The sequence below is a fragment of the Mesorhizobium sp. BR1-1-13 genome, from assembly GCF_020165515.1.
Lineage (GTDB): Bacteria > Pseudomonadota > Alphaproteobacteria > Rhizobiales > Rhizobiaceae > Mesorhizobium.
This window is the reverse complement of record NZ_JAIUIH010000002.1, coordinates 504,204-517,570: the sequence shown is the minus strand read 5'-3', so window position 1 is coordinate 517,570 and position 13,367 is coordinate 504,204. Positions and strand designations below refer to the sequence as shown.

Genomic DNA, 13,367 nt, shown 5'->3' with positions numbered 1-13,367 from the left:
ATCTCCCTGGATTACCGTTGCACAGGACTGCCTGGCCTGCCGGCGTGCTTTGCTGGTGATTGGCGCGGATCACGCCATGAAGGCGCCGCCGTTGACGTGAACGGTCTGGCCGGTGATGTAGCGGGCCGCGGGGCCGCAGAGATAGCGCACGAGCGAGGCGACTTCCTGCGGCGTTCCAAGCCGGCCGACAGGTGGCAGTTTCCCGACGTGGTGAGAAGGTTCTCCGCCTGCCCGCACTGTGTCGATCATGCCGGGCGAAACGCAATTGACGGTGATACCGTCGTCGGCAAGGTCATGGGCGAGGGCGCGCGTGAAGCCGGACAGGCCCGCCTTCGCGGTCACGACATGAGCGCGTCCGCCGGCGCCGGTATGCGCCGACAGGCCACCGATGTTGATCACTGCTCCCTGTCCTGACTTCTTGAGGTGCGGGAGCGCCGCATGGGCGGTCAGGAACGCGCCGTCGAGGATGATCGAAAGCACCTCGCGCCACTCAGTGAAGCTCATATCCTCGAACGCGGTTTCATGTCGTACGGCGGCGCTGTTGACGAGAATGTCTATGCCGCCGAATTCCCGAACGGTCGCGCCGATCAGCGCGTCGACTGCCTCCGGATCGACGATGTCGGCCAGGACAGCCCTGGCCCTCCCTCCGGCGGCCGCGATCTCATTGACGACGGACTGGGCTTCAGCCCGGGAGCTGCGTGCGTTCACGACCACGGCGGCCCCGGCGCCAGCAAGCTCCAGCGCCATGATGCGCCCGATATTGCGGGCGGCTCCCGTTACGATGGCGACGCGTCCTTCCAGTTCCCGTCCGCCGTTCATGCCAAGCTCCCGTCGGACCAGTCCGGGCCGGCCACTGCCATTGAAGGCATTTCTCGAGACCAATCGGAGCGGTTCATGCGAGATCCCCGGTGTCGGGCGCGTTGCCGCTCGAATGTCCAGGGACGGCCGCTGCCGGCAGGGTCATGCGGCTCTTGCCGCTCATCACATGCAGGAAGGCTGCCTCCATGGCGGCTGTCGCGTCGCCGTTTCGCAATGCCGCAACGATGCGGCGGTGCTCAATATTGGACACGGAGAGGCCACCGCCTTGCAGCAGCGCGCGCTCCCGAAACAGGTGCAGTTCCTTGACGAGTTCGGAATAGGCCTTGTGCAGCCGGCCGTTGCCCGCGAAGCGCAGGATCGAATCGTGGAATTCCAGATTGAGCGGGTAGTAGGCATCGAGCGAATGCATGGCGACCGCCTCCTCCATGCCGTCGAGCAAGCGCTCCAGTTCCGAAATATGCGCCGCCGTGACCTTCGTGGCCAGGAGGCGCGCCGCCGACGCGAATAACCCCGCGCGCACGTCGTAAAGCTCGGCGGCCTGCTCCTCGTCGATCCTGCGCATGAACACGCCCCTGTTGGGGACAAGCTCGAGTAGGCCTTTCTCGGCAAGCGCGCGGCACACTTCGCGGATGGGACCGCGGCTCACCGAAAAGCGGGTCGCCAGCGAATTCTCGTTCAGCCTCTCACCCGGGGCGAATTCTCCCGACAGGATGAGGCTCTCCAACTCGCGCCGCAGGACGCTCGTCAGGGAGTGGTTCTGAAGAAACTCAAGCTCGGCCCTCATCGGATCGTGATCTACTATTTACTGCAAACTGTCAACAGAATACAGTGCGACTGACAGGCAGGATCATTGCTGGCCGCAAGCTGGAGAACCGGAGTTTCATGCCTCAGGCGGACATCCCGCTGGTGAAGGATGCGTTGCCTTCGCCAAGCCTTTTCGAACTCTTCCTGGCGTTTGCCAAGCTCGGCATCACCAGCATTGGCGGGGGCGTGAACGGCATGATGCACACGGAATTCGTGGTGAATCGGGGCTGGTTCACCGACAGGCAGTTTCTGTCCGGACTGGCGCTTGCCCAGTCCTTGCCCGGAGTCAACGTTGCAAACTTGGCGCTCTGGCTCGGATATCAACTCAGAGGTTTCGTCGGAGCCTTCGTGGCGCTGTTGGCAGTGGTCCTGCCCCCGGCCATCGCAATCATCCTGATAGGAAATGTCGTGCTGAGGCTCAGCGCCGATCCCGCGATCGGCGCGCTGCTTGCGGGCCTCGCCGTCGCGGCAGCCGGACTGTCGCTTTCCGTCGGCTATCTTGCCATGCGATATGCCTGCATCGACGTCATTTCAACAGTCCTGTTTGCCTGCACGCTGGTCGGCGCATCGGTCTTTCATCTTTCTGCTCTCGTCATCGTTGCGGTGCTGGCGCCCATCGGCATCGGCATCGGCTTTGTAAGAAAACGGCATGAAAGACGATAATCTGCTTCTTACCCTGTGTCTGGTGTTCGCACCCTTGTCATTGATGGCCATCGGCGGCGGATCCTCCATTCTGGGCGAATTGCAGCACAGCGTCGTCGATGACCGGCACTGGCTGACCAACAAGGCTTTCCTCGATATGTTTGCCATCTCCCGCGTCGCACCCGGACCGGGAACCCTGATCGTCACGCTGATGGGTTGGCACCTTGCCGGATGGGCGGGGGCAGTCGTTTCGACGATCGCGATCTTTGCGCCGTCCTCGCTGCTGGTGATCGTGATCGCGCATTTCTGGCACAGCCGTCCGGATGCGGCATGGCAAGGCGCCCTGGTCTATGGTTTGGCGCCGCTCGCCGCGGGGCTGGTGCTGTCCAGCGTCTCGGCTCTCCTGAGCAACGCGAAAGGCGGCTGGATCGCCTGGTGCGTGGCCATCATGGTCGCCGTTGCGGCGCGTAGGGTTCGTTTGGGGCCCTTGACGCTGATGGTCGTGGGATCGGTCCTCTTTTGCGGTCTGCTGATGGCTGTAGGATAACGCATGTCGCCCAAATTTTGGGACAGCGACAAGGCATGGAGAAGAGCCGAAGCGCGTCGCACGGATCCGTTTCGACGCGAGGCGCCCGGCAATTCCGGCCGACAAATGCCTCTGCCCTCAACGACAATGCAGATAGTCGTCAGTTAATTGTTGACAATTAACAAAATTAGACCGACCTTGGGGAAGAGGCGCAGGCACATCGCTTGTGAGTGAGTGTTCGGGAGGACCCATGGCCTTTGTGGAACTCGACAATCTGACCAAGCGCTACGGGAAGTTGACCGTCGTCAATCAGGTCGATCTCTCTATCGAGAAGGGCAAGCTGGTGTGCCTGCTCGGACCATCGGGCTGTGGCAAGACCACCACCTTGCGCCTGGTCGCCGGGTTCGTTCAGCCGTCGGATGGTCAGATCCGCGTCGGCGGCCGTGTGGTGTCGTCGCCGCATGCCAGCGAGCCTCCGGAAGCCCGCAACATGTCGATGATCTTCCAAAGCTATGCGCTCTGGCCGCATATGACCGTGTTCGAGAACGTCGCCTACGGCCTGCGGCTCCGCCGCATGGGAAAGAGCGACATCCAGGCTAAGGCCGGTCGCATCCTCCATGCGACCAAGCTCGAAAAACTGGCTGAGCGCTATCCGGGCGAATTGTCGGGCGGTCAGCAGCAGCGTGTTTCGCTTGCCAGGGCGCTTGTCATCGAGCCGGAGACGCTGCTGCTCGACGAGCCGCTTTCCAATCTCGACGCCAATCTTCGCGAGGAGATGCGGTTTGAAATCCGTCGGCTTCACGACGAGTTCCGCTACACGACCGTCTACGTCACTCACGATCAGACCGAGGCCATGACCGCCGCCGATGTCATCGTGGTGATGAACCAGGGCAATGTCGAGCAGGCTGGTTCTCCCGAGGACATCTACGAACGGCCGCGCTCGGAATTCGTCGCGCAGTTCATCGGCGGCACCAATATCTTCAAGGGCAAGCGGATCGGAACGGACACCGTCGATTGCGGCAATGGCCTGGTGCTGCGCTGCGGCAGCGGCGACTACGCCTCCAACGGCCAGACCGCGGTGTCGGTGCGGCATCACGACCTGCACCTCACGAACGAGAAGCCGAAAGGCGATCCGAGCAACTGGGCCACCGGGAAGGTGCTGCGCCAGGTCTATCTCGGGTCGCATCGCGACTATCTCGTCAATTTATCAGGTGGCGAAACCGTGCGGGCGATTGCGCCCGTCGATGTCGCGGTCCCGGAAAACCAGCAAATTTGGCTTCATTGCCCACCTGATCGCTGCCGGGCGCTCGCGCACTAAAGGGAGAGAGACATGTCGAACACGAAAGTCGCAGCAGGCGCGCTTTTGGCAGCCTTGGCGTGGAGCCAGGTGGCCTGGGCGGCCCCGCCGGAGCCCTACCACGTGACGGACGAGCTGGTTGCGGCGGCAACCAAGGAGGGCTCGGTCGTCTACTACACCTCCACCGACGTGCAGGTTGCCGAGAAACTGGGCTCCGCCTTCGAGGCGCATTATCCCGGCATCAAGGTCCAGGTGGAGAGGGCTGGTTCCGAACGCGTCTTTCAGCGCATAGGGCAGGAATATTCGAGCGGCATCCACAATGCCGATGTCATCGAGACCTCCGACGCATCCCACTTCCTCACATTCAAGGATCAGAACTGGCTGACGCCGGCCGTTCCCGAGGACGTGGCCAAGATGTGGCCGGAAAAGGATCGTGACCCCGACGGGCTCTATGCGGCTTTCCGCGCCACGCTGACCGTCATCGCCTACCGGACCGACTTGGTGAAGGAAGAGGACGCGCCAAAGACCTGGACCGATCTGCTCGATCCCAAATATAAGGACAAGCTGGTCAAGTCGCATCCCGGCTACAGCGGCAATGTGATGACCGCGACCTATGCCCTCAGCCAGCTTCTCGGATGGGACTATTTCGAGAAACTGGGCAAGCAGGGCGTCATGCAGGTCCAGTCCTCGACGGAGCCGCCGAAGGTCCTTGCCCAGGGCGAGCGCCCGATCCAGGCTGATGGCAATGAGTACAACGTGTTCATCCTCCAGGACAAAGGCGTGCCGATCAAGGCGGTCTATCCGGCGGAAGGAACCTCCATCGCCTACGGCAACGCCGCCATCCTGGCTTACGCTCCTCATCCAAACGCAGCCAAGCTTTTCTATTCCTTCATGTTCTCGCAGGAAGCCCAGCAATTGAACGACGATTTCGGCGGTCTGCGTTCGGTCCGGCCGGACGTGAAGGAAAAATCCAACCGCACGCCGCTTTCCCAGATCAAGCTGCTTGAGTCCGACCCGGCGAACGTTCGCGACGCCATCGAAGAGATCAAGCAGAAATACGAAGAGTATTTCGGCACGTGAGTAGCGGTTCGCCGTCAAGTTGGACCGGTGGCGGAATGAAATGATTTTGCGATGTCGTCATGGGCGACATCGCAAGATCCCGGGTCGGGCCGGGGGTGTTCTGCCGATATCAAATCAAGCTCAGAGGTGACCAGGTGACCATCGCTGCATTGTCCCCCGATTCCGCCACAAGGCGGCGCCTCGGCAGGTTCGATTTGTCGACACCTCTTTTCGTGCTGCTGGCCGGCATCCTGTGCGTGTTGGTGCTGCTGCCATTGTTCTGGCTGGGCTACTACAGCATCACCAACAAGGCGGGTTCCCTGACCCTGGCGAATTTCGCCCGCCTCTTTACCGACGCCACAATTCGCCGGGCGTTCCTCATCGCGCTCGGCATGGCCGGCTGCGTCGGCCTGTTCTCGTGTCTCGTCGCCACGCCGCTGGCCTGGCTTGTCGCGCGCACCGACATGCCGGGGCAGCGCCTTGTCCGCAGTCTGGTGACGGCATCGTTCGTGACGCCGCCCTTCCTGGGCGCCATTGCCTGGGCAATGCTGGCCGCGCCGAACAGCGGTATTCTCAACAATATCTATCGCTGGGCCTTCGGCCTCGACCAGTCGCAAAGCCTGTTCGATATCTACACCTTCACCGGGCTGGTCTTCGCGGTCACCTGTTATTCGTTTCCCTTCGTCTTCACGCTGGTGGCCAACGCCTTCGACAAGGTGCCATCCGACCTCGAAGAGGCATCGGCGATCCTCGGCGGCAAGCCCGGCACGACATTGCGGCGGGTGACATTGCCCATGGTGCTGCCTGCCATGCTGGCCGGGTCCCTGGTCGCCATCGTCCAGGCCTTCACTATGTTCGGCTCGCCGGCGATCCTGGCGCTGCCGGCCGGCTTCCACGTCATCACCACCAAGATCTGGAGCTATTTCCAGTTTCCGCCGCGGCTCGATCTCGCCGCGGCCAGTGCCGTGCCCCTGCTCGTGGTCACCATGCTCCTGCTCTGGGGGCAGAGATGGCTGCTCGGGCGCCGCGGCTATACCGTGCTCGGCGGCAAGAGCGGCACGCCGCGGCGCGTGAAGCTGGGCAACTGGAAATGGCTGGCCGGCGCATATGTGTTGTTCATCCTGTGCGTGACGGTCCTGTTTCCCTATCTCGCTCTGCTCAAAGTGGCTCTGACGCACAATATTTCCGAGCCGCTGAGCTGGAGTTCGTTGACGCTCCATAATTTTCATTTCGTGCTCTTCGAATTTTCCAGCACGCGGCTCGCCATCTGGAACACCTTGATCCTTGGTTTGTCGACGGCAACGATCGCGACCGGCATCGCGCTTGTGGTGTCGTATCTGGTTGCCCGCCGCGCCGCGCCGGGCGCGGCATTTTTGGGCGTGCTGGCAACCGCGCCGATAGCCATTCCGGGCATTGTGCTCGGCGTCGGGCTTTTCCTCGCCTATGCCAACCCGACATTCGGCCTCTACGGCACCTTGTGGATCCTGCTGATCGCCTTCCTGACGATCGAGCTTCCGGCCGGCTATCAGCAATTGTCATCGGCTTTCCATGGCGTGCATCCGGAACTGGAGGAAGCCAGCCGCATTCTCGGCGCCACTCGCCTGAAGACCTTGTGGCAGATCACGGCGCCGTTGCTGCGTACCAGTCTGATCGCGGCCTGGTGCTTCGTTTTCATCGGCACCATCCGGGAGTTGTCGGCGACAGTGCTTCTGACGACCGCGCAGACCAAGTTGGTCTCAGTCATCATCTACGATCTCAACGAAAGCGGCGACTACGGAGCGATTGCGGTACTCGGCATCTTGCTGCTGGTGGTTTCGTTCACCGTTGTCTTTATCGCGAACAAGGTCCCGGTTCTCGGCGGAGCGCCTCCCAGGAGCGGTGGCTGAGGTGGATGCCGGTCTTGATTCCACAGCAATTGTCCGCGTTTCGCTTGACAAGAGGAAGTATGTCTCAGTCATGGTCCTGCTTGGATGTCGTCGGCATCAATTGGACGAAGGAGATCAAACCGTGGATGATGGCCAGGCAAAGTGTTCGCGGCCAGCGAGGCCGGATCAGGCAAATCGTGTCGTCCGCGGGGCATTGAACGGAATTCGGGCTCATGGCTAACGAAACCGAAAACATGTCGGGATTTTCGCCCATCGACTTTTTACGCACGCGCTCGCTCGCCAATGTCGTGCAGCACGAAATAGAGCGAATGATCGTCGAGGGAGAATTCACGCCCAACGAACGGATCAACGAAAACGCGCTGGCCCAGCAGCTCAAGGTCAGTCGGGGGCCGATCCGGGAAGCGTGCAGCGCGCTGGCAGCTCTGGGGCTGATCCAGGTGATCCCCAATCGGGGCTTTTTCGTGCGCGAGCTCAGCGAAGAAGAGGCTCGCGATGTGTCGGAAGCGCGCGCCTGCATCTTCGCGTGCATGACCATGAGCGTCGCGGAGAAGATCACCGATCCCGAAATCGCCAAATTGCGCGCGCTCGTCGACCGCATGGACGAACTGGCGAAGATCGGCGAGGTGAGCCAGTACTATCCGGTCAATCTGGAGTTCCATTCGGAACTGGCGAGGATGTGCGGCAACGGCCGCCTGGCGCAGATCTATCTCGGCCTTGCACGGGAACTCCACATCCAGCGCTACCGCGCACTGGCGAGTGGCGACGTGCTCGATATATCCAATCGCGAGCACCGGGCCATCGTGGACGCCGTTGCCGCACGCGATCCGCAGCGGGCCTTCGCAGCCGGGCGCGAGCACATCGTCAACGGAACCTCGCGCACGCGCCGGGCAACCGTGGCGTTGCGACACTCCTCGGACTGACTGCCGTAGGACGTTTCTCGGAAGAAGGCGAATTCGCCTGAAGCGCGAGAATGCGCCGATTGTGGCCTGCGCTCGTCATTTCCGTCCCATAGCTCCAGGCTGGACGGGCTTCATTTTGTCGACAAAAAATTGTTGACAGTTTACCAAAACTGCTTTCTTAGTCCTGCTCGCAACCTTAGCAAGCAAGCCCGCGCGAGCGGGTTCTTGGTTCGCGGGCACGGTCGACGGAGAGGATTTTCAATGCACGACATGGCACAGGCAGGTCTCACGAAATACGTGGCGGAGTTCGTCGCAGCAGCCACTCCGCAGGATCTGCCGGATGACGTCATCGCTCTCGGCAAGAAGTCGATACTGGACGGCATCGGGCTTGCTCTTTCGGGCTCCGTCGCGCAAAGCGGCGACCTTGTGCGCCGCCATCTCGACGAACTCGGGTTGATGCCTGGCGCCGCGACGGTGATCGGCGCAGGCCGCAAGGTTGCGCCGCGCTTTGCCGCGTTCGCGAATGGCGTCGGCATTCATGCCGATGACTATGACGACACCCAGCTGGCCGTCGCTTCCGATCGCGTCTACGGCTTGCTGACCCATCCGACGGCGCCGGCATTGCCCGCGGCACTGGCCGTCGGCGAACTGGTGGGCGCCTCGGGCAGGGAGGTCATGCTGGCCTACCATCTCGGGGTCGAGGTCGAGTGCAAGATCGCCGAAGCGATCGCGCCTCGCCACTATCAGACAGGATTTCACGCGACGGCCACTTGCGGCACGTTCGCCGCCGCTTCGGCCGCGGCCTCGCTTCTTCGCTTCGATGCCAAGACCACGGCGCGCGCTCTTTCGATCGCCGGCAGCCAGTCGGCCGGCCTGCGCGAGAATTTCGGCACGATGACCAAGCCGTTCCATGCGGGCCGCGCATCGGAAAGCGGCGTCGCCGCCGCGCAGTTCGCCGCCCATGGATGGACTGCCACCGACAAGATCCTGGAGGCCCCGCGCGGCTTCTTCCAGGCCGCCGGCGGCGGTTACGACGAGAACGCCATCCGTGGACGCCTTGGCGCGCCGTGGACGTTCGCCGACCCCGGCATCTCGATCAAGCCGCATCCCTCGGGGTCGTTGACCCATCCCGGCATGACCGAGATGGCGCGCCTTATCCGTGAGAACGATATCAAGGCCGCTGACGTGAAGCGCGTGCGGGTCGGCACCAACTCGAACATGCCGAATGCCCTGATCCATCACAATCCGCATGACGAACTCCAGGCCAAGTTCTCGATGGAGTTCTGCATGGCCATCCTGCTGCTCGACGGCAAGGCCGGGCTTGGCGAGTTCACCGACGCGACGACGCAGCGGGCCGATGTCAAAGCCATGATCGACAAAGTGGATTTCGTAATCGACGAAAAGGCCGAGAAGGCCGGCTATCACAAGATGACGACGATCATCGATATCACGCTCAATGACGGCCGTGTCATTCACGGCGAGGCCGACTTCGGAAAGGGCAGTCCGGCCAACCCGATGAGCTACGAGGAGGTTGCCGACAAGTTCAGGGACAATGCTGCTCATGCCCGCCTTGCCCGTTCGGCGGCGGACGAGGTCGTCGCGCTGGTGCGCGACCTGGAGCGGCAGCCCTCGCTGGAGCGGCTGATGAGCCTCGTCGCCAAGGCCGGCTAACAGGTCTCCAAGCGGCCGCGGCGGCAGAGCCGCGGCCGGCAATTCAGAAAGGTCGGCCGATGGCCCATCTCACGATCGGTATCCTCAACGGCGACGACATCGGGCACGAAATCGTGCCTGCCGCCGTGCGCATCGCCAGGGCCGCCGCCGCGCGCAGCGGCCTCGACATCGACTGGCGCCCGATGCCGATCGGCCGCGCGGCGCTCGACATGCACGGATCGACCATGCCTGACGGCACGCTCGAGACGCTTTCGACATTGGACGGCTTCATACTCGGGCCGATCGGACATCGGGCCTATCCAAAGGTGACCGGCGCCATCAATCCGCACCCGATCCTGCGCAAGCATTTCGGCCTTTTTGCCAATGTCCGGCCGACGCGCTCCTTTCCCGGTCTCGGCGCGCTGTTCGACGACGTCGATCTCGTCATCGTGCGGGAAAACAACGAGGGCTTTCAGCCTGATCGCAATGTCGTTGCCGGTTCCGGAGAATTCCGGCCAACGCACGACACGACCATTTCGGTTCGCGTCATCACCCGCGCCGGCAGCTACCGTGTCGCCAAGGCGGCGCTCGAACTTGCCAGAACCAGGCGCAAGAAGTTGACGATCGTTCACAAGGACACCGTGTTCAAGCTTGGCTGCGGCATGTTCGTGGAAGAGTGCTATCGGGCCGCCGAGCAATTCCCCGATGTCGCTGTCGACGAGGTGATCGTGGACACCTTCGCCATGCGGCTGTTGCGGGATCCACAGACATTCGATGTCGTCGTCACCACCAACATGTTCGGCGACATCCTGAGCGACGAGGCCGCCGGCCTCGTCGGCGGCCTCGGCATGGCGCCCGGCCTGTGTATCGGCGAAGGCGACATAGCCATGGCGCAGGCGGCGCACGGGTCCGCGCCCGATATCGCCGGCAAGGGTATCGTCAATCCCTATGCGATGATCGAATCCACCCGCATGCTGCTGCAATGGCTTGGCCACAACCGCGGCGTTCCCGAGGCGCTTCGCGCGGCTTCCATGATGGCGGGGGCTACTGTTGCGGCGCTCGCGCGGCCCGAGACGCGGACCGGCGACATACGCGGAACCACCAACACCGAGGGAATGACCAGCGCCATCGTCGCTGCCATCGAGAAGGAAACTGAAAATGTCCTCGCATAGGATCGCCGTCATCGGCGGTGACGGTATCGGGCCGGAGGTCGTCGAGGCCGGCGTGAAGGTGCTGGAAGCCCTGACCGCTGTCGAGCCGGGTCTGGCCTTCGACTTCAAGCGCTTCGACTGGGGCTCCGACTATTATCGCCGCAACGGCCGCATGATGCCGCAGGACGGCCTCGGGCAATTGGAGGGTTTCGATGCGATCTATTTCGGCTCGGTCGGCGATCCGGACCTTCCCGACGACGTCACCCTCTGGGGCCTGCGCCTGGCCATCTGCCAGGGGTTCGACCAGTATGCCAACGTGCGGCCGACGCGCCTCTTGCCCGGGCTGACCGGCCCGTTGCGGCCCGATCTCGGCAAGCAGATAGACTGGGTGATCGTGCGCGAAAACAGCGAAGGCGAATATGCCGGCGTCGGCGGTCGCGCGCATCGCGGACTGCCTATCGAGGTCGGCATGGATGTCGCCGTCTTTACCCGCGCCGGGATAGAACGCATCGCCCGTTTCGCCTGCGAGCTTGCGCTGTCGCGCCCCCGCAAGCTTCTGACGGTCGTCACCAAGTCGAATGCGCAGCGTCATGGCATGGTGCTGTGGGACGAAGTCGTGCGCGGCGTGCTTCGCGACTATCCCGGTCTCAGCGTCGACTGGATGCTGGTGGACGCCATGACCCAGCGCATGGTCAACAAGCCCGGCAGCATCGACACGGTTTTGGCGACCAACCTGCATGCCGACATCCTCTCCGACCTGGCCGCCGCGCTGGGCGGATCACTCGGCATCGGCTCGACGTCGAACATCGACCCCTCGCGCAGCCGGCCGTCCATGTTCGAACCGATCCACGGTTCGGCCTTCGACATTACCGGCAAGGGTGTTGCCAATCCGCTCGGATCGTTCTGGACGGCGAGCCTGATGCTTGAGCATCTCGGCGAGCAGGCCGCCGCGCGGCGCCTCATGGTTGCGGTCGAGATTGTCACGGACCGGGCGGAATATCTCAGCCCCGATCTCGGCGGCACCGCGAGCACCGCCGAGGTTACCGCCGCGGTGATTGCGGCCCTTCGCGCCAATTAGGCCTCAGGGCGTGCGCGCGCCTTCGGCGTCCGTTCCCCGATATTTCACATGCTCTATGAAAGCGCGCAGCTTGGGCAGGACCTGGCGTCTGTCGGGATAATACAGAAAAACGCCAGGCGTCGTGACGGCGAAGGGCGTGAGCAACGCTTGCAACCGGCCATCGGCAATCGGTCCCTCGGTGAGAGGGCCAGGCACCTGTGCAAGTCCGACACCTTGGATCGCCGCGCCAAGCAGTGTCGGGTAGTCATGCGCTACCAGCGGCCCGGAGACGATTGCCTCGACCGTCTTGTTGCCGTCGATGAAGGGCCAGGGCGCGATCGATCCATTGGAGCGGCGCATGCGCAGGCAGGCATGGCCACGCAGATCGTCGATGCGCTCCGGCCGCTTCTGCCGGCGCAGATAGCCAGGGCTGCCGACGACCACGAGCGGGAACGGCGGCGTCAGCCGAACCGCGACCATGTCGGCGGCGATGAACTGGCCGAGCCGGATGCCGGCATCGAACCCCTCGGCCGCGAGGTCGACCAACTCACCGCTTGCGGCGATCTCCACCTCTATTTCGGGATAGGCCTGGCAAAAGGATGCCACCAGCGGCTCCAGCAGGATCGGCACCACGGCGCGCGGCACAGAGAGGCGCAACAGCCCGGTCGGCCGCTGTCCAAGCTCACGTGCGACCTCGCTTGCGGCGACCAGTTCCTCGAAAGCGGGCTTTGCGCGCGAAAGGAACCGTTCCCCGGCTTCGGTCAGGCCGACGCTGCGCGTCGTGCGCATGAAGAGCGCCGCGCCGACGCGCACCTCGAGCGCGCGCACCGCCTGGCTGATCGCCGATGGCGTGACGCCGAGCTCCGCGGCCGCTTTTCGGAAATTGCGGTGTTGCGCGACGCCGAGAAACGCCTCCACGCCGTCGAGCGCACCTTTCCGGATTGTGAAGTTCTGCTTCATGCCCCGTCAATATTATCGCGAATAGTCGACCGCTGGAAGCGGGCGTAGATTGCGCCTTGCATCTCTTGGGAGGCCATATGTCGCCTGCAACCATTTTCCTGTTACATCTCGCTCTAGGCTACGTGCCTTGGCTGCTCTGCGTCGGCGTCTATGTCTTGCCCCGGCTCAGATCCGTCAACCTGGTCGAGGCGCAACGCGCCATCGCCACGCTGCACAGCTTTCGCTTCTTCGGGCTTGTCTTCATCATTCCAGGCGTCGTCGGGCGCGATTTGCCGGCTGATTTCGCCACCTTCGCCGCCTATGGCGACTTTGCAACCGGAGTGTTGGCCATGCTGGCGCTTTTGACGACGAGGATACGTCCGCTATTCTGGTTGTTCGTCGTCGCGTTCAATCTCGTGGGGACGATCGATATCGCCGTCGACTACTATCACGGCAGCCAAGCCGGTCTTCCTGAGCTGGCGGGGCAATTGGGCGCTGCATACGCGATCCCCGTAATCTATGTCCCACTGCTGATGATCACGCACGCCGTCGCGTTCTACCTGATGCTGCGCCCCCAGCTCCAGGCAGCTCGAGTCTTCGCCGGCGACGCGGCCGCATCTCCGTGACGCAGCAAGTGC

General features: G+C 63.0%; 13 protein-coding genes. 10 read left to right on the top strand and 3 right to left on the bottom strand.

All coding sequences use genetic code 11. From position 1 onward, the window contains the following. Positions 1 to 69: 69 nt before the first annotated feature. Together LB533_RS06865 and LB533_RS06860 are read right to left on the bottom strand one after the other, a co-directional pair. Entirely contained in the window at positions 70 to 819 is a 750-nt protein-coding gene (locus LB533_RS06865; RefSeq protein WP_224676943.1) for an SDR family NAD(P)-dependent oxidoreductase, read from the bottom strand. A 73-nt stretch (positions 820 to 892) separates the two neighbouring features. Beyond that, on the bottom strand, positions 893 to 1,603 hold the full coding sequence (locus tag LB533_RS06860; protein ID WP_224676942.1) for an FCD domain-containing protein: 711 nt from the start codon (positions 1,601 to 1,603) through the stop codon (positions 893 to 895). Between the two features lie 98 nt (positions 1,604 to 1,701). On the opposite strand from LB533_RS06860, the gene LB533_RS06855 reads away from it, so the two are divergent. The 9 genes from LB533_RS06855 to LB533_RS06815 all read left to right on the top strand — a co-directional run bounded on the left by LB533_RS06855 (position 1,702) and on the right by LB533_RS06815 (position 11,811). Beyond that, on the top strand, positions 1,702 to 2,286 hold the full coding sequence (locus LB533_RS06855; RefSeq protein ID WP_140638424.1) for a chromate transporter: 585 nt from the start codon (positions 1,702 to 1,704) through the stop codon (positions 2,284 to 2,286). Then, on the top strand, positions 2,273 to 2,812 hold the full coding sequence (locus LB533_RS06850) for a chromate transporter (RefSeq protein ID WP_140638425.1): 540 nt from the start codon (positions 2,273 to 2,275) through the stop codon (positions 2,810 to 2,812). The genes LB533_RS06855 and LB533_RS06850 overlap by 14 nt, the downstream gene beginning before the upstream one ends. A 229-nt stretch (positions 2,813 to 3,041) precedes the next feature. Further along, positions 3,042 to 4,109: an ABC transporter ATP-binding protein gene (locus tag LB533_RS06845; RefSeq protein ID WP_140638426.1), complete on the top strand. Its 1,068-nt coding sequence runs from the start codon at positions 3,042 to 3,044 to the stop codon at positions 4,107 to 4,109. Between the two features lie 12 nt (positions 4,110 to 4,121). Next, on the top strand, positions 4,122 to 5,168 hold the full coding sequence (locus LB533_RS06840) for an ABC transporter substrate-binding protein (protein WP_140551288.1): 1,047 nt from the start codon (positions 4,122 to 4,124) through the stop codon (positions 5,166 to 5,168). Between the two features lie 194 nt (positions 5,169 to 5,362). Next, the gene (locus LB533_RS06835; protein WP_224556918.1) at positions 5,363 to 7,033 is read left to right on the top strand and encodes an ABC transporter permease; all 1,671 of its coding nucleotides are present in this window, start codon (positions 5,363 to 5,365) and stop codon (positions 7,031 to 7,033) included. 212 nt (positions 7,034 to 7,245) lie between these two features. Then, positions 7,246 to 7,953, top strand: coding sequence for an FCD domain-containing protein (locus LB533_RS06830; protein ID WP_140638428.1), 708 nt, complete (start codon positions 7,246 to 7,248; stop codon positions 7,951 to 7,953). A 240-nt stretch (positions 7,954 to 8,193) separates the two neighbouring features. Continuing rightward, on the top strand, positions 8,194 to 9,603 hold the full coding sequence (locus tag LB533_RS06825) for an MmgE/PrpD family protein (protein WP_140638429.1): 1,410 nt from the start codon (positions 8,194 to 8,196) through the stop codon (positions 9,601 to 9,603). Positions 9,604 to 9,662: 59 nt separating this feature from the next. After that, the gene (locus LB533_RS06820; protein ID WP_140638430.1) at positions 9,663 to 10,754 is read left to right on the top strand and encodes an isocitrate/isopropylmalate dehydrogenase family protein; all 1,092 of its coding nucleotides are present in this window, start codon (positions 9,663 to 9,665) and stop codon (positions 10,752 to 10,754) included. After that, positions 10,741 to 11,811 carry a tartrate dehydrogenase gene (locus LB533_RS06815; RefSeq protein WP_140638431.1) on the top strand — a complete coding sequence of 357 codons (1,071 nt, stop codon included), beginning with the start codon at positions 10,741 to 10,743 and terminating at the stop codon, positions 11,809 to 11,811. The genes LB533_RS06820 and LB533_RS06815 overlap by 14 nt, the downstream gene beginning before the upstream one ends. A gap of 3 nt (positions 11,812 to 11,814) precedes the next feature. Here LB533_RS06815 and LB533_RS06810 read toward each other — a convergent pair whose 3' ends face one another. Beyond that, entirely contained in the window at positions 11,815 to 12,750 is a 936-nt protein-coding gene (locus LB533_RS06810) for a LysR family transcriptional regulator (protein ID WP_140638432.1), read from the bottom strand. 77 nt (positions 12,751 to 12,827) lie between these two features. Here LB533_RS06810 and LB533_RS06805 point away from each other — a divergent pair, with 77 nt between their 5' ends. Next, positions 12,828 to 13,355, top strand: a complete 528-nt coding sequence (locus LB533_RS06805; RefSeq protein WP_140638433.1) for a hypothetical protein — start codon at positions 12,828 to 12,830, stop codon at positions 13,353 to 13,355. The last annotated feature ends 12 nt before the right edge of the window (positions 13,356 to 13,367 follow it).

Coding starts and splice junctions, on each gene's coding strand:
- LB533_RS06815 (WP_140638431.1), top strand. CDS start 10,741: ATGTCCTCGCATAGGATCGCCGTCATCGGCGGTGACGGTATCGGGCCG.
- LB533_RS06820 (WP_140638430.1), top strand. CDS start 9,663: ATGGCCCATCTCACGATCGGTATCCTCAACGGCGACGACATCGGGCAC.
- LB533_RS06840 (WP_140551288.1), top strand. CDS start 4,122: ATGTCGAACACGAAAGTCGCAGCAGGCGCGCTTTTGGCAGCCTTGGCG.
- LB533_RS06865 (WP_224676943.1), bottom strand. CDS start 819: ATGAACGGCGGACGGGAACTGGAAGGACGCGTCGCCATCGTAACGGGA.
- LB533_RS06855 (WP_140638424.1), top strand. CDS start 1,702: ATGCCTCAGGCGGACATCCCGCTGGTGAAGGATGCGTTGCCTTCGCCA.
- LB533_RS06850 (WP_140638425.1), top strand. CDS start 2,273: ATGAAAGACGATAATCTGCTTCTTACCCTGTGTCTGGTGTTCGCACCC.
- LB533_RS06805 (WP_140638433.1), top strand. CDS start 12,828: ATGTCGCCTGCAACCATTTTCCTGTTACATCTCGCTCTAGGCTACGTG.
- LB533_RS06830 (WP_140638428.1), top strand. CDS start 7,246: ATGGCTAACGAAACCGAAAACATGTCGGGATTTTCGCCCATCGACTTT.
- LB533_RS06810 (WP_140638432.1), bottom strand. CDS start 12,750: ATGAAGCAGAACTTCACAATCCGGAAAGGTGCGCTCGACGGCGTGGAG.
- LB533_RS06860 (WP_224676942.1), bottom strand. CDS start 1,603: ATGAGGGCCGAGCTTGAGTTTCTTCAGAACCACTCCCTGACGAGCGTC.
- LB533_RS06845 (WP_140638426.1), top strand. CDS start 3,042: ATGGCCTTTGTGGAACTCGACAATCTGACCAAGCGCTACGGGAAGTTG.
- LB533_RS06825 (WP_140638429.1), top strand. CDS start 8,194: ATGCACGACATGGCACAGGCAGGTCTCACGAAATACGTGGCGGAGTTC.